Origin of the sequence: Dysgonomonas sp. PF1-14, assembly GCF_029892965.1 — a bacterium.
GTDB lineage: Bacteria > Bacteroidota > Bacteroidia > Bacteroidales > Dysgonomonadaceae > Dysgonomonas.
This window is the reverse complement of record NZ_JARXWN010000010.1, coordinates 139,156-160,208: the sequence shown is the minus strand read 5'-3', so window position 1 is coordinate 160,208 and position 21,053 is coordinate 139,156. Positions and strand designations below refer to the sequence as shown.

Annotated in this window: 18 protein-coding genes; 14 read left to right on the top strand and 4 right to left on the bottom strand. The window is 40.9% G+C overall.

Annotated features, from left to right (window positions below; genetic code table 11):
• Nucleotides 1-22 precede the first annotated feature (22 nt).
• Nucleotides 23-1,015 carry a transposase gene (locus M2448_RS13185; RefSeq protein ID WP_280646329.1) on the bottom strand — a complete coding sequence of 331 codons (993 nt, stop codon included), beginning with the start codon at nt 1,013-1,015 and terminating at the stop codon, nt 23-25.
• A gap of 747 nt (nt 1,016-1,762) precedes the next feature.
• On the opposite strand from M2448_RS13185, the gene M2448_RS13180 reads away from it, so the two are divergent.
• On the top strand, nt 1,763-1,933 hold the full coding sequence (locus M2448_RS13180; RefSeq protein ID WP_280646331.1) for a hypothetical protein: 171 nt from the start codon (nt 1,763-1,765) through the stop codon (nt 1,931-1,933).
• 169 nt (nt 1,934-2,102) lie between these two features.
• Here the strand turns inward: M2448_RS13180 and M2448_RS13175 are convergent, their stop codons facing one another.
• The gene (locus tag M2448_RS13175) at nt 2,103-2,747 is read right to left on the bottom strand and encodes a thiamine diphosphokinase (protein ID WP_280646332.1); all 645 of its coding nucleotides are present in this window, start codon (nt 2,745-2,747) and stop codon (nt 2,103-2,105) included.
• A 49-nt stretch (nt 2,748-2,796) separates the two neighbouring features.
• Nucleotides 2,797-3,471 carry a hypothetical protein gene (locus M2448_RS13170; protein WP_280646333.1) on the bottom strand — a complete coding sequence of 225 codons (675 nt, stop codon included), beginning with the start codon at nt 3,469-3,471 and terminating at the stop codon, nt 2,797-2,799.
• 369 nt (nt 3,472-3,840) lie between these two features.
• Here M2448_RS13170 and nspC point away from each other — a divergent pair, with 369 nt between their 5' ends.
• From nspC to pyrF, 13 genes are all read left to right on the top strand, one after another.
• Complete coding sequence (gene nspC, locus M2448_RS13165) at nt 3,841-4,983, top strand: carboxynorspermidine decarboxylase (protein ID WP_280646334.1); 1,143 nt, start codon at nt 3,841-3,843, stop codon at nt 4,981-4,983.
• Between the two features lie 387 nt (nt 4,984-5,370).
• On the top strand, nt 5,371-6,024 hold the full coding sequence (gene rpe, locus M2448_RS13160; RefSeq protein ID WP_280646335.1) for a ribulose-phosphate 3-epimerase: 654 nt from the start codon (nt 5,371-5,373) through the stop codon (nt 6,022-6,024).
• 25 nt (nt 6,025-6,049) lie between these two features.
• The gene (locus M2448_RS13155) at nt 6,050-8,020 is read left to right on the top strand and encodes a ComEC/Rec2 family competence protein (RefSeq protein ID WP_280646336.1); all 1,971 of its coding nucleotides are present in this window, start codon (nt 6,050-6,052) and stop codon (nt 8,018-8,020) included.
• A gap of 43 nt (nt 8,021-8,063) precedes the next feature.
• The gene (locus M2448_RS13150; RefSeq protein WP_280646337.1) at nt 8,064-9,095 is read left to right on the top strand and encodes a bifunctional oligoribonuclease/PAP phosphatase NrnA; all 1,032 of its coding nucleotides are present in this window, start codon (nt 8,064-8,066) and stop codon (nt 9,093-9,095) included.
• A 30-nt stretch (nt 9,096-9,125) separates the two neighbouring features.
• Nucleotides 9,126-9,728: a DUF4827 family protein gene (locus tag M2448_RS13145; RefSeq protein WP_280646338.1), complete on the top strand. Its 603-nt coding sequence runs from the start codon at nt 9,126-9,128 to the stop codon at nt 9,726-9,728.
• A gap of 7 nt (nt 9,729-9,735) precedes the next feature.
• Nucleotides 9,736-11,124 (top strand): phosphoglucosamine mutase, encoded by a 1,389-nt coding sequence (gene glmM, locus M2448_RS13140; protein ID WP_280646339.1) that lies wholly within the window; start codon nt 9,736-9,738, stop codon nt 11,122-11,124.
• Nucleotides 11,125-11,200: 76 nt separating this feature from the next.
• Entirely contained in the window at nt 11,201-11,893 is a 693-nt protein-coding gene (locus M2448_RS13135) for a DUF2461 domain-containing protein (RefSeq protein ID WP_280646340.1), read from the top strand.
• Between the two features lie 12 nt (nt 11,894-11,905).
• Nucleotides 11,906-12,802 (top strand): diaminopimelate dehydrogenase, encoded by an 897-nt coding sequence (locus tag M2448_RS13130; RefSeq protein ID WP_280646341.1) that lies wholly within the window; start codon nt 11,906-11,908, stop codon nt 12,800-12,802.
• Nucleotides 12,803-12,888: 86 nt separating this feature from the next.
• Nucleotides 12,889-13,710, top strand: coding sequence for a 4-(cytidine 5'-diphospho)-2-C-methyl-D-erythritol kinase (ispE, locus tag M2448_RS13125; RefSeq protein WP_280646342.1), 822 nt, complete (start codon nt 12,889-12,891; stop codon nt 13,708-13,710).
• A 228-nt stretch (nt 13,711-13,938) separates the two neighbouring features.
• Nucleotides 13,939-14,916 carry a lytic transglycosylase domain-containing protein gene (locus M2448_RS13120; protein ID WP_280646343.1) on the top strand — a complete coding sequence of 326 codons (978 nt, stop codon included), beginning with the start codon at nt 13,939-13,941 and terminating at the stop codon, nt 14,914-14,916.
• 31 nt (nt 14,917-14,947) lie between these two features.
• Nucleotides 14,948-17,779 (top strand): excinuclease ABC subunit UvrA, encoded by a 2,832-nt coding sequence (uvrA, locus tag M2448_RS13115; protein WP_280646344.1) that lies wholly within the window; start codon nt 14,948-14,950, stop codon nt 17,777-17,779.
• Nucleotides 17,780-18,190: 411 nt separating this feature from the next.
• Entirely contained in the window at nt 18,191-19,276 is a 1,086-nt protein-coding gene (gene prfA, locus M2448_RS13110; protein ID WP_280646345.1) for a peptide chain release factor 1, read from the top strand.
• A 24-nt stretch (nt 19,277-19,300) separates the two neighbouring features.
• Nucleotides 19,301-20,128, top strand: a complete 828-nt coding sequence (gene pyrF / locus M2448_RS13105; protein WP_280646346.1) for an orotidine-5'-phosphate decarboxylase — start codon at nt 19,301-19,303, stop codon at nt 20,126-20,128.
• Here pyrF and M2448_RS13100 read toward each other — a convergent pair.
• Complete coding sequence (locus tag M2448_RS13100) at nt 20,118-20,747, bottom strand: DUF4294 domain-containing protein (RefSeq protein ID WP_280646347.1); 630 nt, start codon at nt 20,745-20,747, stop codon at nt 20,118-20,120. The genes pyrF and M2448_RS13100 overlap by 11 nt on opposite strands.
• Nucleotides 20,748-21,053 lie beyond the last annotated feature (306 nt).

Here is a 21,053-nt window from a genome sequence, read left to right as displayed (position 1 = left end):
ACAATAAAAACAAAACAATATTTTATGAGGCGAAACCGCCTAATTTTACGAACGGACTACCACGCTTAATAACCGCAAACATTCTACATATAAGCTTAAACTTAATAGCATTCATCACAGAGCCATGATGCTTACCCGCAGCAATTTTACGTTGATAATAAAGACGAATTTCAGCATCAAAACGGGAAGCGGACAAAGCTGCCTGCGAAAGTTCAGCCTTAAGCAAATGATTACATTGCTTACTGACTCGAGGTGCAGAGTGAATACTTGTACCGGACTGTCTGCCAAACGGAGCAACACCGCAATAGCAAGCATAAGACCGGGCATTATTAAACGATGTGAAATTATTTGTATAAAGAATGATATTAACGGCATTTACAAGAGAAACACCAACAATACTAGTAAGTAACGTATAAGAAGATTGCAAACAGGAATCAGCAGAGACCAAAGACAGAATTTCTTTTTCTATATCCTTAACAAAAGAACTGATTAAATCTAATTCAGTTTTATAGCGGGACAATGAAGATTCATCTTTTTTATTCTTATACTCAGTTAAATAGCCTTTAATCTGAACAGAACGTTTAATGTAATTCCTGCGCTCCGAAATAAGCTCGCGAATACGCAACAAATTCTTACTCTTTTGACGCGTATAGACATGTTCATCACGTAACAGGTAGCAATAACGGGAAATACGGTAAGCGTCCAGCATATCAGTTTTACCACGAGCAAAACCGAGAGAACGGCGAATAACAAGACCGGAAACAGCAACATAATCAATACTTAATTCCTCTAAAAACAAACTGATATCCAAATTATATATACCGGTATGCTCCATACAAACAACAACAGAACTAAAATCAACTTTCTTCGATTTAAGCCATTTGGAAAATTGTTTAAAACCAGTCAAATTATTTGCTATACACAAGTAATTTTCTGGCAAATTATGGACAGCATTATAAATGCAGATATCCAATGTTTTTTTTGAAATGTCAATACCAATAAAATGCTCTTTCATGTCTAATTAATTAATAGTTAATAGATACACAATTTGACCAGAGTTGAGTTATCTAACACCTTTAATAGTTCAAAACTAAATTTCTACATAGACCTGTCAACAAAAAGAAAAGGGGGACTAAATCGCATAATAGCAGTAAAATGCTCGAATCAGTAATAGTTCACCCCCCTTTCAGGTCAAATCATTTATAGAAATAAAGAACACATATATTTGTTTTCAAAATGAATTTTTTCGAGTTAAACACGATCTAAAAGACCAAAAACGCGGAAACCGTTTAACATATAATATTCGTCTTTGTAAAGTAGAAGAAAACGCGTGTTAGCCGTTTTCAACCATTTGTCACAATAGAATTTAAGAACATGTTCGTCATTGTCACGACGGAAGCGATAAGTCCTATCTACTACTTCTTTTTGAGTTACACGCGTTACTTTCATAATTCTTTAATTTAAAATGATTTGTGATTGATTTAACATAGTGCAAATCTAAAGGAATCAGTAGTTGAAATTATATGTTCTATTATATTCTACTGCGCGCAATCACAGATTGCTTGCATTCCTTTTGCCCGAAGCCGCAAAAGGAATCAAAAAGTCTTTAGCGCCCCGCTTCATAGGACGACCCGTTAGAGGGCTCAAAGGCTAAACAAAAAAACTCGCTCACAACTTTGTATTGTTCCAATCAACGGTTAAGCTCAAACACGTTTTTGTTTTACGCCTTTCTCACCCTACGGGTGCCCCGTCCATAAAGCTAATGGCGCGTGCTGACGCTCGATTGAGTGACGATTACCCTGCCTTGTCGGCGCGTGCGACTCTGTGCATTAGCTCCGCAAGCGGGCACCTGTCCGGTGCAGGTGGCGTAGAAGGGGATGGGGCGATAGCCCGTTTGTCCCCTTCAGCCGTCAAACCGTTGACAGGTCGCTGAGGAGCGAAGCACTAGACTTTTGTTTACTTTTGGGCGATGCAAAAGTAAAAACAAGCACAGGAGTGTGCGTTAGTAATGAGCTAAATCTATTAACTCCAGACTAAGATTGAGGTTATACAAATCGAACGATTATTGAATACAATCTCAAATACTGATTGGCATAATTAGTCTAAACGAACACGCGGTAAACAACCACTCTGCCATCGGTATCTATACGGAATTGTTCGCCCTCTGATTCGTTGAGGGTTGCCTGCCACCAGTTGGTGAATATTTGGTCTTTGATAGGATATACAAGGTTGTGGGATGTCAGTTTGCACTGGTCGATACAAAACAGTGAAACCTGTTGCCCTGCTCTGCTCTCGAATGAAGATGGGGTGTCTATTGCATTAAATATGCCATAGTCTGTGATCATTTCCACATCGGCATCTTTCATATATTCGCACAGCAGACTCACATTGGCAATGGTATGGTCTTCGCGCTTACCTGTCGCACCCAGTATGGTGAGCTTGGTTCGCCCCTGTTGCAGGCAAAAGTGTACTGCTTTTGTCAGGTCGTTGGTTTCCTGTTCGGGTATGCGGTGAATGATATCGGCAAAGCGTACGAGGTTTTCCCCCGATAACGAATCGCAGTCGCCCACAATGGCATCAGGCCGTTTGCCTGCCTTTACCAGATTGTTGATAGCACCATCGCAGCACACAAGGTATTTACAGTTGTTGAGCAGCGACAGTGCTATAGGATGAGAGGGAAATTCCCCATTGGCTAATATTACTGTATCTGTTTGCCGGTTTGTGTCCGGCAGTATGTATTTCTTCATTCGGGTAGTTTAATCTAATAGAACAGCAAAATTAGCGAATTGTTTTCTATTATTGCTCCCCCGGTTTGTACATAAGGTCGAGTTGATAAGTCGTTTTGTTTGGGAACAGGTCGTTTTCCCTTACATCTTCTTTCCCCTTATCGTCGAAGGTGTACATCTTATATTGCTCATCGTTGCGGTCTACTCTGGTACCCCATGTATGACCGTCGGGGGAATGCCAGAAAGAGCATTTCCACTTGTTGTCGTCTAGCGGCATGTAATGGCCTCTCATTCTCAGGTACTCGAGTACATCATTGTATCCGTAGGCATCGCGCTCAATCTCGTGATTGATGATCGTACAACGGCCATAGTCGTCGCATTCCATCCATTTGCCGACTTTCACTTGTCGTGGCAGGAATACGCCCATCTCTTTCAGATTACCGTCGGCGTAGAATCTTTTATATACATAATGTATTGCCGGCTCCGGCGGAGTTTCTACTACTTCAAATCCGGCATCGTTCTGGAACGACTTTATCCGGATTGTGGTGCCGTCCGACTTTCGATAGCTATAATCGAGCATCGAGCCGTTATACCTGTTGCGGTGAGAATCGACATCGAGCCGTTCCTTGTTGATGGTGATTTTGTAGTTCGGATAAACTTCGGTAACAGCAGTCTGTGCATTGACTGCAAACTGGCTGCATAATAGAATAGGCAGCAGAATGATCTTCTGATAAATGGTACGCATGTCTTGTTTGTCTTAGTTTGTGTATATTCGTAACGTAATTTCCTTTCGTTTATCTATATGTTAATGGCATTCCGGACTCATATAGATTGCGTATTCAGTTTGCTAAGATAAGCATTATAGATTAAGAGTCTGTTTAAATTTTAACGAAATTTTTTATTATTGTTTTTATTTATATAATTCTTGGCTACTTTTTTCTGTTCATTTGAGCGTGTTTTTCATTTTTTCCTCTTGATTCAGCTCGCTGAATCTGCTAGTAAAAACTAAAAAATCCATCTCAAAGCAACTCTAAAAAAGATAAGCCATAAAATTTAAACAGACATTAAAAAATTAATATCTTTGGGCTTCAAAATGAAAAAAGAGTTTTAACAGATGATTGAAATAAATAAAATACCATCACCTTGTTTTGTGATGGAAGAGGAATTGCTGAGAAAAAACCTGTCTCTAATAAAATCGGTAAAAGAAAGAGCCGGAGTAAATATTATACTTGCTTTTAAGGCTTTTGCCATGTGGAAGTCGTTCCCTATTATCAGGGAATATGTCCCTTATTCTACGGCAAGTTCTGTTTTTGAGGCACAGTTGGCATTTGAAGAAATGGGCAGTTTGGCGCATACTTTTTCTCCGGCTTATACAGCCGAAAATTTCCCGGTGTTTATGCGTTACAGCAGCCATATTACATTCAACTCGCTGTCACAGTTCGAGCGTTTCTATCCCGAAACCCTGAAATACAGGAAGAAAGTTTCATGCGGTCTGCGTATCAATCCTGAATACTCGGTGGTGGAAACCGATCTATATAATCCGGCGACTCCCGGATCGCGTCTAGGGGTATCTGTCGAGCAACTTGGAAATGAGTTGCCAGAAGGAATAGAGGGGCTACATTTTCATACCCTCTGCGAATCGTCCTCTTACGATCTGGAAAAAACATTGGAAGTGATAGAACAGAAATTCGGACACCTGTTGCCAAAAGTAAAATGGTTCAATATGGGAGGCGGACATCTGATGACCCGTAAAGATTACGATGTGGAACATCTTATCCGCGTGTTGCAGTCGTTCAAGGCAAAGTATCCGAATCTGGAAATCATAATGGAACCTGGTAGTGCTTTTGCATGGGAAACAGGCGTATTGGTATCTACTGTAGTAGACATTGTAGAAAACAGGGGAATAAAGACCGCTATACTGGATGTGTCGTTTGCATGCCACATGCCCGATTGCCTCGAAATGCCGTATAAGCCTCGAATCAGAGGGGCATACCACGAACCTGTGGAAGGCCGTCCTACCTATCGCATGGGAGGAAGCAGTTGCCTGAGTGGCGACTTTATCGGAGAATGGTCGTTTGATGAGCCGCTTCTGGTAGGTGATAAAATAATATTTGAAGATATGATCCATTATACAATTGTGAAAACAACCATGTTTAATGGTATATCGCACCCTGCCATTGCTTTATGGAACAAGTATAACCAGTTGGAAATATATCGTGAATTTGATTATGAAGATTATAAAAACCGGATGAGTTAATATCCGTAAAATGTTAAAAATAAGACTGTAGACAATAAGACTTATATAAGGGCGTTTCTTTATTAGAAAACTAGAAGAACTAAAAAGAACTTAAAGAACAAGGGGATCGCCTATGAAAAAAGTCTTTACTCCGAAGAACGTTGGTAAGAAACAAAAGGAGGTTGTCGCACCTTCTGAAAAAACACTGGATTTCTTAAGACAATTTGCAAGAGCATATTATGTAGAGAAATCGCTGCCGAGAGCAGTCAACGAAATTTGTGTTAATTAATTGGTCCTTATACTAAGGGCAGAGAAGGTACAGGCAGTTATAGTTTGTGCCTTTTTTGTTTATATAAGCCTTTTTCTATACATTTACATTCATATTTCAGATCTATAAAAACAACCATTATGAGCCATAAAATAGCACCTTCTCTTCTGTCTGCCGACTTCCTCAATCTGTCTGCCGATATAGAAATGATAAACAACAGCGAAGCCGACTGGTTTCACTGCGATGTAATGGATGGTACCTTTGTTCCTAATATATCGTTTGGTTTTCCTATCATAAAGCAGATCAGTAAGATTGCCAAGAAGCCGCTGGATGTTCACCTGATGATTGTCAACCCCGATAAGTATATCGCGCAGGTGAAAGATGCCGGAGCTTATATGATGAATGTGCACTATGAGGCTTGTACCCATCTCCACCGCGTGGTAGGTGCTATCCACGATGCCGGAATGAAGGCCGGAGTGACACTCAATCCGCATACGCCTGTATCGTTGCTCGAAGATATTCTGCAAGATGTGGATATGGTACTATTGATGACGGTGAATCCCGGATTCGGAGGGCAGAAGTTTATAGAGCATTCTCTAACTAAAGTGGCACGACTGAAAGAAATGATACTGAAACGTAATCTGCATACACTGATAGAAGTAGACGGCGGCGTGAATCTGGAAACAGGAAAACGCCTGATAGATGCCGGAGCAGATGTATTGGTGGCGGGTAATGCTGTATTTGCAGATGCCAATCCTACAGAAATGATCCACAAGCTAAAGAGTATCGTATAAGCAGGCTTAACCCTCTTCGGGACAAATGAAGAATCCTCTGGCGAAGATACCCTTTCTGTTTCTGCTGATACCTTTGCTGGCAGGGATTGCGATTCAATACTATCTCGGGATAGATTATCTGAGCATTGCCTTTTTTAGTATTGGTGTAATGGCCATGCTGCTCTCATATCTGATAGCTGAGAAATATCAGTTTCGTTTCAGATGGCTGTTTGGCGCGGGTGCCGCATTATTCTTAATAGGGATGGGTATTATATCTACTGCCTTTTGTCAGCAACGATCTGAATTTACCTTTGTCGATGAGGTTCGTGCCTATCGGGGCGTGGTAACTGATACTCCGCAGGAAAAGCCATCCACTACTGCATACCGGGTATATCTACCCGATGAGGATAAGCAGATTGTTTGCTATTTTCAGCGTGATACGATATGTGATAAGCAATTGACTCCGGGCGATGAGTTTCTTTTTCAGGCTAAAATACAGCCGTTCCGTAATATGGGAAAACCTGATGATTTCGATTATGTGCGTTATATGTATAATCAGGGATTTGCGGGTTCGGCATATGTTACAAACATTTCATGGAAGGCAACAGGAAATGTCTCATCCTCGTTGAAATATACAGCTTTACGCTGTCGTCAGCAGATAATGGACTTTTATCGGTCGCTGGGTTTTAACCATACCGAATATTCCATACTATCAGCGCTTACATTGGGTTATCAGAATGACCTGACAGATGATATAAAGCAAGGGTTCAGAACTACGGGCACAGTACATGTACTTTCGGTGAGCGGTCTACATGTGGGTATCATTTACCTGATGATTAGTTTTCTGTTGGGATTTATCCGCAGAGGTACAAAGTATTACTGGCTGAAACCCGGTTTAATTATATTACTCCTGTGGGTATATGCCTTTATAACGGGCTTACCGCCTTCTGTAATCAGAGCGAGTGCTATGCTTACCGTCTTTTGTGCTTCGGAGCTTTTCGGTAAGAAGAGCTTTTCAGTACATGCCTTGTATATTGCAGCCTTCTTCATGTTGTTGGTAAATCCGTTCTCGTTGTTCGATATCGGTTTTCAACTGAGTTTTATGTCGGTTCTTTCTATTCTGTATCTGCAACCAAAAGCATCAGGCTTAATAAAGATAGAGAACAAATATGTGCGTAATCTCTGGCAGATGTTCACTTTGTCGCTAGTGGCGCAATTGGCAACTTTTCCTATCTGTTTGTATTACTTCGGTACGTTTCCGACTTATTTTTTTGCAGCCAATTTGCTGATTGTACCGTTAGTCTCGTTTATAACTTATGCGGTCGGAGGAATTGGTGTCGCTAGGTTGCTAAGTCTGTTATTACCTGATTTTAGTCATTACTTCTATTATCTTCCGGTAAAGATATTGCAGATATTGGTAAAGTTGATGACTTCTGTTATCCGCTTTTTTGAAAGCCTGCCTTTTGCACTGATTGACGATGTGAAAATATCCCTTGCCGATATGGTGCTGATCTTTGTTGTTATTTTATCATTTCTGGCGTTCTTTATCTATAAGAAGACAAGAGGGCTTGTTGTCGGTCTGTCGGCGGTATTGATTTTGTTACTTACCGGAATTTATAATAATACGGAAAATAGTCAGAATGTAGTTACTGTTTTCAATAGGAGACAGGCTACTGAAATAAAATGGAATGAAGGGCATACTGAAAATATAATAATGTCTGAAGATGTAGGTGATTATAAACTGATAAAAGCAGGAAATAACAGAGTGGTGGTCTTATCTTCTGATAACTGGAAAGACAAAGAAACGGCGAACAGATTTGATGTATCGCATCTGGTATTGACGGGTGAGGAAGAATTGTCTTTATACTCTTTAACTCAAATCTTTTTGCCACAAATGGTTGTTTTAGATGCTTCATTATCAAGCTATACCCGCAGAAGATTATCTAAAGAATGTCAAAAACTGAATATTCCCTGTCACGATGTAGTTGAAAATGGTGCTTATAGTCTGATTTTTTAGTATTTTTGTTGCTCCGTAAAAGATTCAAAAGAAGAAAAAGTAAATGATTTCAAAGATAATAGCAAGTGATAAGATAACAGCAGTAGAAGAACTGCTCGACAAATATGAAAAGATTGTAATTGTAACTCATGTGTCGCCCGATGGGGACGCTATCGGTTCATCTTTGGGATTATATCATTATCTGAGCGATTCGGGGAACGATGTGAATGTGATCGTACCCAATTCTTTTCCTGATTTTCTGAAGTGGATACCCGGAGCAAAAGATATTCTCGATTATGAAAAATATCCCGAGTTTGCCCAGAAATTGATAAATGAAGCTGAACTTATATTCTGTCTCGATTTCAATTTGCCTAAGCGGGCTTATCATTTGGGACCACTGATAGAAGCAGCCTCTGCAAAAAAAGTGATGGTAGACCATCATCCCGAGCCTGCGGATTTTTGCGATGTAGTGATTTCATATCCCGAAATATCATCGACTAGCGAACTCATATTCAGGCTGATCTGTCGTATGGGAGACTTTGAAGTAATGAGTCACGAAAGTGCAACAGCCATTTATACCGGTATGATGACCGATACGGGGGCTTTTACATATAATTCCAACAATGCCGAGATTTATTACATCATCGGCGAGTTGTTGAAGAAGGGAATAAATAAAGATCAGATATATTCGAATGTATATCATAACTATTCGGAAGACCGTTACCGTATGCTCGGTTATACGCTTTGCGAAAAAATGAAAATATACCCCGAATACAATTCTGCGCTGATATGGCTGACCAATGAAGAGCAAAGCCGTTATCGTGTGAAAAAAGGAGATACCGAAGGGTTTGCAAATCTTCCACTGAATATAAAAGGAATTATTTTCTCGGTTTTTATCAGAGAAGACAATGATTTCATAAAAATTTCGTTTCGTTCTCAGGGGAGTTTTCCGAGCAACAAGTTTGCTGCACAATGTTACAACGGCGGCGGCCACCTGAATGCCTCGGGAGGAGAGTTTTACGGAACAATGGAGGAGGCAATAGCTATTTTTGAAAACGCATTGCCCGAATTCGGGGATTTATTGAAAAAGAAATAAAAACATTTAAGTCATAATTTTAGAAAATAGATGAAGAAAATTATCAGTTTTATATTCGCCATGATGGCATTTGCTATTGTATTCACAGCCTGTGGCGGAGAAACATACGCCGATAAGCTGAAAAAAGAAGAAAAAGCGATCAATCGTTTTATCGATGCTCAGGACATAAAAGTTCTTCGTACATATCCTGATAAACACAAGTTTGCAGACAATGAGTTTTTTCTTGATGAATCTACCGGTGTGTATTTTCAGGTTGTAGACTCGGGCGGAAAAGACAAACCATCGAAAACAGACCCTAAGACCGATATATATCTGAGATATGATACGATATACGATCTGTTGGATAATGAAGTAATCGCAAATCCGAATTATTCGGGAATATATATGACATTCAAGTATGGCGATCCAGGTACATATTCCAGTAAAGATTATTCATCGACATATACATCACAGATGTATTATTTCATGTCTCCGGCATGTGTAATTCCTTTGGAATATGGTTTAGGAAAGAATGCAACAGTAAGGTTGATTATTCCGTTTGCGAGCGGATCGACAGTTCAGATGTCTACATATACTCCTTACTTTTATAGTTTGCTGAGATATGACTTTACGTTAGATGTACCACACGAATAAATAAAATATGGCCTTAATAAAATCTATCTCCGGAATCAGGGGAACAATGGGAGGCAAAGTAGGCGAAGGACTGAATCCGTTGGATACAGTGAAATTTGTATCTGCTTATGCCTCATTCATAAGAGAGAATGTGAAAAACGGCTCCAATACTATTGTTGTTGGACGCGATGCCCGTATTTCGGGTAAAATGATGGAACAGTTAGTTATTGGTACCCTTATGGGGATGGGATTCGATGTTGTTAATATCGGTCTGGCTACAACACCGACTACCGAACTGGCAGTGGCAATGGAACAGGCTTGTGGGGGTATTATACTTACAGCCAGCCACAACCCTAAGCAATGGAATGCCTTGAAGTTGCTTAACGATAAAGGAGAGTTCCTTAATGCTAAAGAAGGGGAAGAAGTTCTCCAACTGGCAGAAGCCGAAGACTTTAACTATGCACATATAGACCATATAGGAAAAGTAACGGAAAAAGACTATACCGATCGCCATATTCAGGCTGTGCTGGACTTGTCACTGGTAGACGTAGAATCTATTAAAGCTGCTGATTTTGAGGTGTCTATCGATTGTGTAAACTCAGTAGGGGGTATCGTTCTGCCTAAGTTGCTGAAAGCGCTGGGTGTGAACAAAATAAATGAACTTTATTGTACGCCTAACGGTGAATTTCCACACAATCCGGAACCGTTACCCGAACATCTGAAAGATATATCGGTGATGATGAAAACAACATCTTCCGATGTCGGCTTCGTTGTCGATCCAGACGTAGACCGTCTGGCTATTATTTGTGAAAACGGAGATATGTTCGGTGAAGAATATACACTGGTGGCTGTAGCCGACTATGTGCTGAAACATACGCCCGGCAATACTGTGTCGAACCTGAGTTCGAGCCGTGCCCTGCGTGATGTTACCCGCAAGTATGAAGGATGTGAATATTATGCAGCTGCTGTAGGAGAGGTGAATGTAACTACCAAAATGAAGGATGTAGATGCAGTGATCGGTGGTGAGGGTAATGGCGGAATTATTTATCCTGATAGCCATTATGGGCGCGATGCTTTAGTAGGTATTGCTCTGTTCCTATCCCATCTGGCATTTGAGAAGAAGAAAGTGAGTGAGATACGCGCTTCGTATCCGCAATATTATATCGCTAAGCAGAAAGTAGAACTTACACCAAGCATCGATGTAGATGCCATACTGAATGCTGTGAAAGAAAAATACAGCCAGTATGATGTGACAGATATAGATGGTGTGAAGATAGACTTCCCCGACAAATGGGTACACCTGCGCAAGTCGAATACCGAACCGATCATACGTGTGTACTCCGAAGCACACTCGATGAAAGAAGCCGAAGAGATAGGCGGTGAGGTAATGGCAGTAATAAAAGAACTGGCGAAATAAAGGATATATTGGAAAATAGCAGTTTTGGAAAAAGCTGCTATTTTTTTATCTTTATATTTTAATTATTAAAGATCAAATGGCAAAAGAAGATAGCCTTTTCAAAGGTTTCACACCACAAACATTTCAGTTTTTCAAAGATTTGAAGGAAAACAACTATAAAGAATGGTTCGATGCCAATAAACATATATATGAAAAGGAATTACTCAATCCGCTGAAAGCTCTTGTGACTGCATTATCGCCTGCCATGTATAATATCGATCCGGCATTCGAACTGCGTCCGCATCGTTGCCTTTCTCGGATATACAGAGATATCCGTTTCTCCAAGAATAAAGATCCGTATAAAGACTTTATGTGGATGGCATTTCAGATTCCCGTTACTAACGATGTATGGAAGGATTATCCCGGTTATTTTATGGAGATCAATGCCGATGGATATGCTTTAGGTTTAGGGCTTTTTCAGCCTAAAAAGAAAGTAATGGATGCCTTTCGCGATGAAGTGGCTTACGATGCCGAAGAGTTCCAGCGTGTAACACAGAAAACCGTATTAGACAGAGGATACGTGATAAACGGTGAAGAGTATAAACGTCCAGTACCAAACGATTTGCCGGAATATTTTCAACCATGGATACAGCGCAAAGGTATATGGGTGAGTAAGACCAGGCCGGTAGGGGAAGAACTATACTCTGCCGCTTTTGCAGAAATGGTGAAAGAAGACTTCGTGGCTATGGAATGGCTGTATAATTTTATGAAAGAAGCAACACAATTATAATTCAAATAGTTAATGAAAAAAATAAGAGCAGCTATTGTCGGATATGGTAATATCGGGCGATATGTATTAGATGCAATTCTTGCATCACCCGATTTTGAAGTGGCAGGTATTGTTCGTCGCGATCCGGCAAATATACCGGAAGAACTGAAAAAATATCAGGTGGTGAAAACAGTAAAAGAACTGAAAGATGTAAATGTGGCTGTGCTATGTACGCCAACACGCAACGTAGAAGATTATGCTAAAGAATGCCTTGCAGCAGGCATCAATACGGTAGATAGTTATGACATTCATGGCGGTATTGTAAATCTTCGCAAAGAACTCGATACAGTAGCGAAGGCGAACAATACAGTATCTATTATTTCTGCCGGATGGGATCCGGGTACAGATTCTATGGTACGTTCCATGCTTGAGTTTATGGCGCCAAAAGGAGTAACTTATACAAACTTCGGCCCCGGTATGAGTATGGGGCATACGGTTGCCGTAAAAGCAATAAAAGGTGTAAAAGCCGCCCTTTCTATGACTATACCATTGGGTACGGGAATCCATCGCCGTATGGTGTACATAGAAGTTGAGGACGGATACAAATTTGAAGATGTAGCTAAGGCGATTAAAGCAGACGATTACTTTGTACATGACGAAACGCATGTGATGCATGTAGACTGTGTAGACAGCCTGAAAGATATGGGGCATGGTGTAAACATGGTGCGTAAAGGTGTTTCGGGTGAAACTCAGAATCAGCTTTTCGACTTCAATATGAAAATAAACAATCCTGCACTTACTGCTCAGGTACTTGTTGCTTCGGCGCGTGCTACAATGAAACAAAGACCGGGAGCTTATACAATGATCGAAGTTCCTATCATCGACTATATATATGGTGACAGGGATGCCCTGATAAAAAAACTTGTTTAATAATTAGTTATAAATTATGAGTTATAAGTTATGAATGAAGTAGGAGTAATTTATAATTTATAACTCATAACTCATAATTCTACAACATGATCACTTTCCCCAATGCTAAAATAAATCTCGGACTGAACATTGTTTCTAAAAGACCTGATGGTTACCACAATCTCGAAACAGTGTTCTATCCTATTGCTATACAGGATGCTCTTGAAATTATTGTAAGAGAGGATCAGAATGAAGATACATTCGCCGAAACCGGAATAAAAGTAGATGCTGCACCCGAAAACAATCTGGTAATGAAAGCGCTGAAGCTAATGCGCCATCACTATGTTTTTCCTCCGGTAGAAGTGCATTTATTAAAGAAAATCCCTTTTGGGGCAGGATTGGGAGGCGGTTCGGCAGATGCCTCGTTTATGCTGAGACTGTTGAATGATACATTCGATTTGCAGGCGACAAATGAAGAGTTGGCTGCGTTAGCTGTTCAACTGGGTGCCGATTGCCCGTTCTTTATTTACAATCGTCCGGTATTTGCTACAGGTATCGGCGAGATATTCGAGGAAGTAGAACTATCGCTTAAGGATTATTACTTTGTATTGGTGAAACCCGATATCCATGTAGCTACCAAAGATGCATTTGCCGGAGTGCAACCACGACAGCCCGAAATGTCATTGAAGGAAATTGTCACAAAGCCATTGGAGCAATGGAAATCTCTGATGAAAAACGATTTTGAAGACAGCGTGTTTGAAAAATATCCTGCAATAATGGAGATCAAACAATCGCTATATGATATGGGTGCTGTTTACGCGTCCATGTCCGGATCGGGTTCTTCCGTTTTTGGAATTTTTAAGGAAGAAGTCAAAGACCTCGAAAACGTGTATCCGGACTGCTTTGTGTGGGGTGGAAGGGGATTGTAAGGGCTTCATCTGTTTTTTATAACTGAAAATTAAATAGTACCTTTGATAGTTATTATCTATAAATGCCACTCGGTTTTGAAAAGATTTTTCTATAATATTGAAAATGAGTCTTGAAAGCTTGGTCGGGAAAATAATAAAATAGAAGAATAATAACCTGTAAAAGAGAAGAGCATTGCACTTCTCCTTTTTTGATTATTGTTAATGTCTAAACTTGTTTATAATGTTCACATGAAAAAAAGTCTGATATATATCATCCCTATAGCATGTGTGGGAGCACTTGCTTTTCTTTTTTTATCGAATAATAGTATGGAGACAGCAGAATCTAAGTTACCTCATGTACTGTCGATGACTAAATCTGTAGGAGTTCCCCATAAGGTCGATTTTGCCGGAGAAGACCTTGTGCTCGACAGATACGATCTGCATGAGCGTTACGACAGGGAAATAAACGGATTCACATACCTGCATTCTACCACTTTGCTACTTATAAAAAAAGCCAATCGTTATTTTCCCATCATAGAACCCATACTGAAAGAAAACGATATTCCCGATGATTTTAAGTATCTGGCAGTGATAGAGAGCAGTCTCAATCATCGTGCTGTGTCTCCAGCCGGAGCTGTAGGCCTGTGGCAGTTTATGCCTAAAACGGCACCCTCATACGGGCTGGAAGTATCATCGGAAGTAGACGAAAGATACTCTATAGAAAAATCTACTGTTGCTGCCTGCAAATATTTTAAACAGGCATATGCAAAATATGGAAGCTGGTCGAGTGTTGCCCTTTCGTATAATGCCGGACAAGGACGTATAAGTGGAGAGTTGGAAAAACAACAGGCCGAAGACGGGCTAGATCTTTGGCTGGTAGACGAAACCACCCGTTATTACTTCCGTATGCTGGCAATAAAACAGGTATTTGAAAACCCTCAGAAGTACGGGTTTGTTCTTACCGAAAAAGATTTATACAAACCGATGGAATTTAAAAAAGTTGAGGTGACCCAGTCTATCGCTGATCTGACGGCTTTTGCAAAAGATAACGGTATATCCTATGCTCAACTGAAAGACTTTAATACATGGCTTCGCGACAGAAAACTGACTATTTCAGCAAAAAGCCAGAATTCATATACGATACTTATCCCTACACAAGAATCCCTTTATTACAAAAAAGGGGAGAAAATAAAAGTTCACAACAGGGCTTGGCTCTCTCGTGACTGATAAATATAGAAAAAGGAGTACAATATATATAATGGAAACAGCCACAGAGGAAAAAGAAAAAATAAGCGTGTATGGCGCACGCGTACACAATCTTAAGAATATAGACGTGGAAATTCCGCGCGATTCGCTTGTTGTGATTACAGGTCTTAGCGGCAGCGGAAAATCGTCACTGGCATTCGATACTATCTTTGCCGAAGGGCAGCGCCGCTATATAGAAACGTTTTCGGCATATGCCCGCAATTTTTTGGGAAATATGGAACGCCCCGATGTTGATAAAATAACAGGGCTAAGTCCGGTTATTTCCATCGAGCAGAAGACAACAAATCGCAATCCACGTTCTACAGTAGGTACTACTACCGAAATATATGACTTCCTGCGCCTGCTCTATGCTCGTGCCGGAGAAGCTTATTCTTACCTCACAGGTGAGAAGATGGTGAAATATACAGAAGAGCAGATACTCGAACTTATACTCGAACGCTATATCGGAAAAAAAATATACCTGCTTGCACCTGTAGTGCGTAATCGTAAGGGGCACTATAAAGAACTTTTCGAGCAGATCAGCAAAAAAGGATACCTGACTGTGCGTGTCGATGGTGTGATACGGGAGATAATACCCGGTATGCGCCTCGACAGGTACAAGATGCACAGTGTGGAGATACTGATAGATAAGCTTGTTGTCTCCAATAAATTTGCAGATAACCTGAAAACAAGCCTGCGCACAGCTATGAAGCAGGGTGACGGGCTGATCATGATACAGGATGTAGACAATGACGAAGTGCGTCATTTCAGTCGCCAGCTGATGTGTCCTACCACCGGCCTGTCGTACAGCGAGCCTGCACCGCATACGTTCTCTTTCAACTCGCCATACGGTGCCTGTCCTAAGTGTAAGGGGTTGGGTGCTGTCAATCAGATAGATATGGCTAAGATTGTACCGAAACCTCAATTAAGTATCTATGCGGGAGGAATAGCTCCACTGGGGAAATATAAGAACTCTCTGTTTTTCTGGCAGATAGAAGCTATTTGTGAAAAGCATGGAGTAACCATTAAAACGCCGATAAAGGATATTCCCGAAGAAGCGATGGATGAGATCATGTTCGGGACAGAAGAACGTTTGCAGATAAAGAACGAATCGCTTGGCAGTTCAAACTACGTAGTTGCATTCGAAGGGGTAGCCAAATATATAGAGATGCAGCAGGACAGCGAGTCGTCTGCATCGGCACAGAAGTGGGCTGAACAATACATCAAAACAGATGTATGCCCCGACTGTAATGGTCAGCGGCTGAATAAGGAAGCATTACACTACAAAATAAACGGAAAAAATATAGCTGATCTGGCGGTAATGGACATTCATAGTCTCTACGAATGGGTACAGGATATGGATGACTACACATCAGACAGACAGAAAACAATAGCTTCGGAGATAAAGAAAGAAATTGTTTCCCGTCTCTCGTTTCTGCTCGATGTAGGACTCAATTATCTGTCACTCAACAGGGCTTCCGTTACCCTGTCGGGAGGGGAAAGTCAGCGTATCCGTTTGGCTACCCAGATAGGCTCGCAACTCGTGAATGTACTGTACATCCTCGATGAGCCGAGTATCGGGCTTCACCAGCGCGATAACAACCGTTTGATAGATTCGTTGAAAAAATTGCGTGATAGCGGCAACTCTGTAATTGTAGTTGAGCACGATAAGGATATAATGCTAGATGCCGATTATGTAGTCGACTTGGGGCCTTATGCCGGTCGTCGCGGAGGTAAAGTCGTTTTCTCGGGTACACCGCAGGAAATGATGAAGGCCAGCACAATGACTGCCGATTACCTGAATGGTAGGCTCAAAATAGAAGTTCCTAAAAAACGCAGAAAGGGCAACGGCAAAAAAATAACATTGAAAGGAGCTACAGGGCATAATCTGAAAGATGTATCAGTCACTTTCCCGCTCAATACCTTTATTTGTGTGACCGGAGTTTCCGGTAGTGGCAAGTCCAGTCTTATCAATGGTACATTACAGCCTATCCTTAGTCAGCATATGTACAGGTCGTTGGCAGATCCGTTGCCTTACAAATCGTTGGACGGAATAGACAATGTAGATAAGGTAATAACCGTTGACCAGTCTCCGATAGGGCGCACACCACGCTCCAATCCGGCTACATACACAGGGATATTCTCAGATATTCGCAATCTGTTTGTCAATCTGCCCGAATCGAAAATACGCGGATACAAGCCCGGACGTTTTTCGTTCAATGTGAAAGGCGGGCGTTGCGAAGTGTGTAGCGGTAATGGATATAAAACCATCGCAATGAACTTCCTTCCCGATGTATATGTGCAATGTGAAGAATGTCATGGTAAACGCTACAACAGGGAAACACTCGAAGTACGCTTTAAGGGAAAATCGATTGCCGATGTGCTGGATATGACTATAAACATGGCGGTAGAGTTCTTCGAAAATGTGCCTAATATCCTCCATAAGATCAAAGTATTGCAGGAAGTCGGTCTGGGGTATCTCAAACTGGGACAACCATCTACTACGCTTTCGGGAGGCGAATCGCAACGGATAAAACTGGCTGCTGAGCTGGCTCGCGTAGATACAGGGAATACCATATACATACTTGATGAACCTACAACAGGGCTTCATTTCGAAGACATACGAGTATTGCTGGGAGTGCTGAACAAACTGGTGGACAGGGGAAATACGATTATTATTATAGAGCATAATCAGGATATTATTAAGTGTGCCGATTACATCATTGATATGGGCCCTGATGGTGGTGTAGGTGGCGGGAATGTGGTTGCCGTAGGAAAACCGGAAATAGTAGCAAAAGTAGATGGAAGCTTTACCGCTGAGTATCTGAGAAATGAGTTGTCGTAGGCGGGGAAAAACAATGTTTTTCAAAAAAAAATAGATTTTATCTATTGTATTGTGTAAAAATTGCTATCTTTGTTACGTAGTATGAGAGATCAGGGATGTAAATTGCTATCAAAAAGTAATTTAGCATTAAAAAAAAATATAATTGAACACAGAGTTGGTTCCTGAGATTACGAATGAACCAAAGATCAGGCTGCAATCAGCTCTATTGTGTAGTTTTGTAAAGTTTGTGTTAAGGTTGGGGAGTCTGCGAAGGTGATTTCGCGGACTTTCTATTGTTTTAGCCGCTTCTATTCCTTTTATCTGCACAAAAAGTTTTAGTAATAATATCCTGTAATTTCTACTGTTTATCATTTACCCTCAGCCCTTTTTTCCGTACCTTTGTGCCCGAATAAGAAAAAGAGAAAATAAAATATGGCTCAACCATCCCTATTGGAAAAATTAGAAGCTTTGGTCATTCGTTTCGAAGAGATCGGTAAACTTATAACCGACCCTGCCGTAATAGCAGACATGAAACGTTATGTAAAGCTGAATAAAGAATACCGCGATCTGGAGAAAATAAAGATAGCTCATGACGAATACAGGCAACTGTTGACAACGGTGGATGAAGCAAAAGATATTCTTGATAAAGAGAATGATGCTGAGCTACGTGATATGGCCAAAGAGGAGCTGGAAGCCGCTACTATTCGTTTGCCCGAACTCGAAGAGGAAATAAAGTTCCTGCTTGTTCCTGCCGATCCGCAGGATGGCAAAGATGCCATTGTAGAAATCAGAGGCGGTACAGGAGGTGACGAGGCAGCCATATTTGCCGGCGATCTTTACCGTATGTATATCAAGTATTGCGAAAATAAGGGTTGGAAGACGGAGATAACCAGTCTGACCGAAGGCTCATCCGGAGGATATAAGGAAGTAGTATTTACAGTAACAGGCGAAGGTGTATATGGTATTCTGAAATACGAATCGGGAGTACATCGCGTACAACGTGTGCCTGCAACCGAAACACAGGGACGTGTGCATACTTCGGCGGCAACGGTAGCGATATTGCCTGAGGCCGAAGAGGTAGACGTTGACATCAATCCGGCCGATATAGAAATGCAGACAGCTCGATCGAGTGGGGCAGGAGGACAGAATGTAAATAAGGTGGAAACAAAAGTACAGTTGACACACAAGCCATCGGGAATTGTTGTTGTCTGTCAGCAGGCACGTTCGCAGTTGGCAAACAGGGAGCTAGCTATGCAAATGCTGAGGGCAAAACTGTACGATATAGAACTGTCCAAATATCAGGAAGAAATAGCTTCGAGAAGAAAAACGATGGTCTCTACCGGAGACAGGTCGGCTAAAATACGGACATATAATTATCCGCAGGGAAGGGTAACCGATCATCGCATAAACCTGACGTTGTATAATCTGACGGGTGTGATGGACGGCGAGATACAACCGATAATTGACCAACTGATAATTGCCGAAAATACAGAGAGACTGAAAGAGAGTGAATTATAATTGCTATTAGCCAAAAATAAGAACATGACAAGGCAACAACTATTTGAAAATATAAAAAGGAAACAATCGTTCCTCTGTGTGGGGCTCGATACCGATATAAAGAAAATACCGGAGCATCTGTTGGAGGAAGAAGATCCGATCTATGCTTTCAATAAGGCGATTGTAGATGCTACAGCTAAATATTGTGTGGCTTACAAGCCAAATACTGCGTTTTATGAAAGTCATGGTATAACAGGGCTTATCGCATTGCAAAAGACTATTGAATATATCCGCACAAAATATCCCGACCAGTTTATTATACTCGATGCGAAACGCGGAGATATAGGCAACACTTCGGAAATGTATGCTGTATCGGCATTTGAAGACCTTAAAGCCAATGCTGTGACTGTCGCCCCGTATATGGGAGAGGATAGTGTGAAGCCATTTGTGAAATATTCCGGAAAATGGGTTATCCTGTTGGCTCTGACATCAAATAAGGGTTCTGCCGACTTTCAGTTAACTGAAGATAAAAATGGAGAACGGTTGTTTGAGAAAGTGCTGAAAAAATCGCAGGAGTGGGCTACTGATGAGCAGCTGATGTATGTGGTAGGTGCTACGCAAGGTGAAATGTTTTCTGATATTCGCAAAATTGTTCCTAACCATTTTCTTTTAGTACCCGGTGTAGGAGCTCAAGGCGGTAGTCTGGCAGAGGTTGTAAAATACGGAATGAATGCCCAGTGTGGTCTGTTGGTTAATTCTTCCAGAGCTATCATTTATGCCGATTCTACACGTAATTTTGCATTCGCAGCAGCAGCAGAGGCTAAGAAAGTGCAGGAAGAAATGAGCGGATACCTGAAAGATATTATTTCTTGAATCCGTGATAGTTGACTGAGTAGTAGTAGTCTACTGTTCCTTGTTCAATTTGCAGTACAATTGCTTCTATAGCAGCATCTTTATCGTCAGGGTCATATTTTGATTTGAGACTATTGCCAAAAAGGCCGGCAAATGCGTTGTAAACACTGGCTTTGAAGCTTCCTACCAATGCCTTTACTATATTATATGATGGGGTGTTACATTCGCGGTCGATAAGTTTAACCAGTATCTTGCCCTGATTTTTAGTCATCTTTTTCATTTGTGGTTTGTATTCTGCCATCATGTATTTCTGTACATCTTCCAGATATTTCTGCTTTGCTTGTTCAGTGGGTATAGTTTCCATATACTCGTATGTCTCTATGATAGAAGATGCTATCATACGGGCATAAGGATAGGCTTTTTTTACGTCCCGTACCAGTTTTGTATATTCCTGCCGTTCCTTGTTATTCTTAAATTTGATCGGAGCAAATATATAAACGGGCTTTAGTGCAAACATCGCAATGGTGTCTCCTTCGTATATCGCAGCCATATCTATATATGTCTTAGGCTTCTCATCTTGTGACCAAACTGTGGCCGAGAATAAAAGCAATATGCAGAGTATGAGTACGATTCTTTTCATAAGAGATTACGCAATATAAGCGTTCAAATATACAAGAAAATATAATATACTGATGAAATTTAGGATAAATTATAAATGAAGGTTCGAAAAATTTATCTATAGAATGAGGCGAATTATATATTATAAGTTATGCGAATCAGTATTTGAGATTGTATTAAATAATCGTTCAATTTGTATAACCTCAATCTTAGTCTGGAGTTAATAGATTTAGCTCATGACTAACGCGCACTCCTGTGCTTCTTTTTACTTTTGCATCGCCCAAAAGTAAACAAAAGTCTAGTGCTTCGCTCCTCAGCGACCTGTCAA

What these genes read in the sequence shown, in the direction of transcription:
- M2448_RS13100 (WP_280646347.1), bottom strand. Translation starts at nt 20,747, where the DNA reads ATGAAAAGAATCGTACTCATACTCTGCATATTGCTTTTATTCTCGGCC.
- M2448_RS13135 (WP_280646340.1), top strand. Translation starts at nt 11,201, where the DNA reads ATGGCAAAAGAAGATAGCCTTTTCAAAGGTTTCACACCACAAACATTT.
- rpe (WP_280646335.1), top strand. Translation starts at nt 5,371, where the DNA reads ATGAGCCATAAAATAGCACCTTCTCTTCTGTCTGCCGACTTCCTCAAT.
- ispE (WP_280646342.1), top strand. Translation starts at nt 12,889, where the DNA reads ATGATCACTTTCCCCAATGCTAAAATAAATCTCGGACTGAACATTGTT.
- M2448_RS13150 (WP_280646337.1), top strand. Translation starts at nt 8,064, where the DNA reads ATGATTTCAAAGATAATAGCAAGTGATAAGATAACAGCAGTAGAAGAA.
- M2448_RS13130 (WP_280646341.1), top strand. Translation starts at nt 11,906, where the DNA reads ATGAAAAAAATAAGAGCAGCTATTGTCGGATATGGTAATATCGGGCGA.
- uvrA (WP_280646344.1), top strand. Translation starts at nt 14,948, where the DNA reads ATGGAAACAGCCACAGAGGAAAAAGAAAAAATAAGCGTGTATGGCGCA.
- glmM (WP_280646339.1), top strand. Translation starts at nt 9,736, where the DNA reads ATGGCCTTAATAAAATCTATCTCCGGAATCAGGGGAACAATGGGAGGC.
- pyrF (WP_280646346.1), top strand. Translation starts at nt 19,301, where the DNA reads ATGACAAGGCAACAACTATTTGAAAATATAAAAAGGAAACAATCGTTC.
- M2448_RS13180 (WP_280646331.1), top strand. Translation starts at nt 1,763, where the DNA reads ATGGCGCGTGCTGACGCTCGATTGAGTGACGATTACCCTGCCTTGTCG.
- M2448_RS13185 (WP_280646329.1), bottom strand. Translation starts at nt 1,015, where the DNA reads ATGAAAGAGCATTTTATTGGTATTGACATTTCAAAAAAAACATTGGAT.
- M2448_RS13155 (WP_280646336.1), top strand. Translation starts at nt 6,050, where the DNA reads ATGAAGAATCCTCTGGCGAAGATACCCTTTCTGTTTCTGCTGATACCT.
- M2448_RS13145 (WP_280646338.1), top strand. Translation starts at nt 9,126, where the DNA reads ATGAAGAAAATTATCAGTTTTATATTCGCCATGATGGCATTTGCTATT.
- nspC (WP_280646334.1), top strand. Translation starts at nt 3,841, where the DNA reads ATGATTGAAATAAATAAAATACCATCACCTTGTTTTGTGATGGAAGAG.
- M2448_RS13175 (WP_280646332.1), bottom strand. Translation starts at nt 2,747, where the DNA reads ATGAAGAAATACATACTGCCGGACACAAACCGGCAAACAGATACAGTA.
- M2448_RS13170 (WP_280646333.1), bottom strand. Translation starts at nt 3,471, where the DNA reads ATGCGTACCATTTATCAGAAGATCATTCTGCTGCCTATTCTATTATGC.
- prfA (WP_280646345.1), top strand. Translation starts at nt 18,191, where the DNA reads ATGGCTCAACCATCCCTATTGGAAAAATTAGAAGCTTTGGTCATTCGT.
- M2448_RS13120 (WP_280646343.1), top strand. Translation starts at nt 13,939, where the DNA reads ATGAAAAAAAGTCTGATATATATCATCCCTATAGCATGTGTGGGAGCA.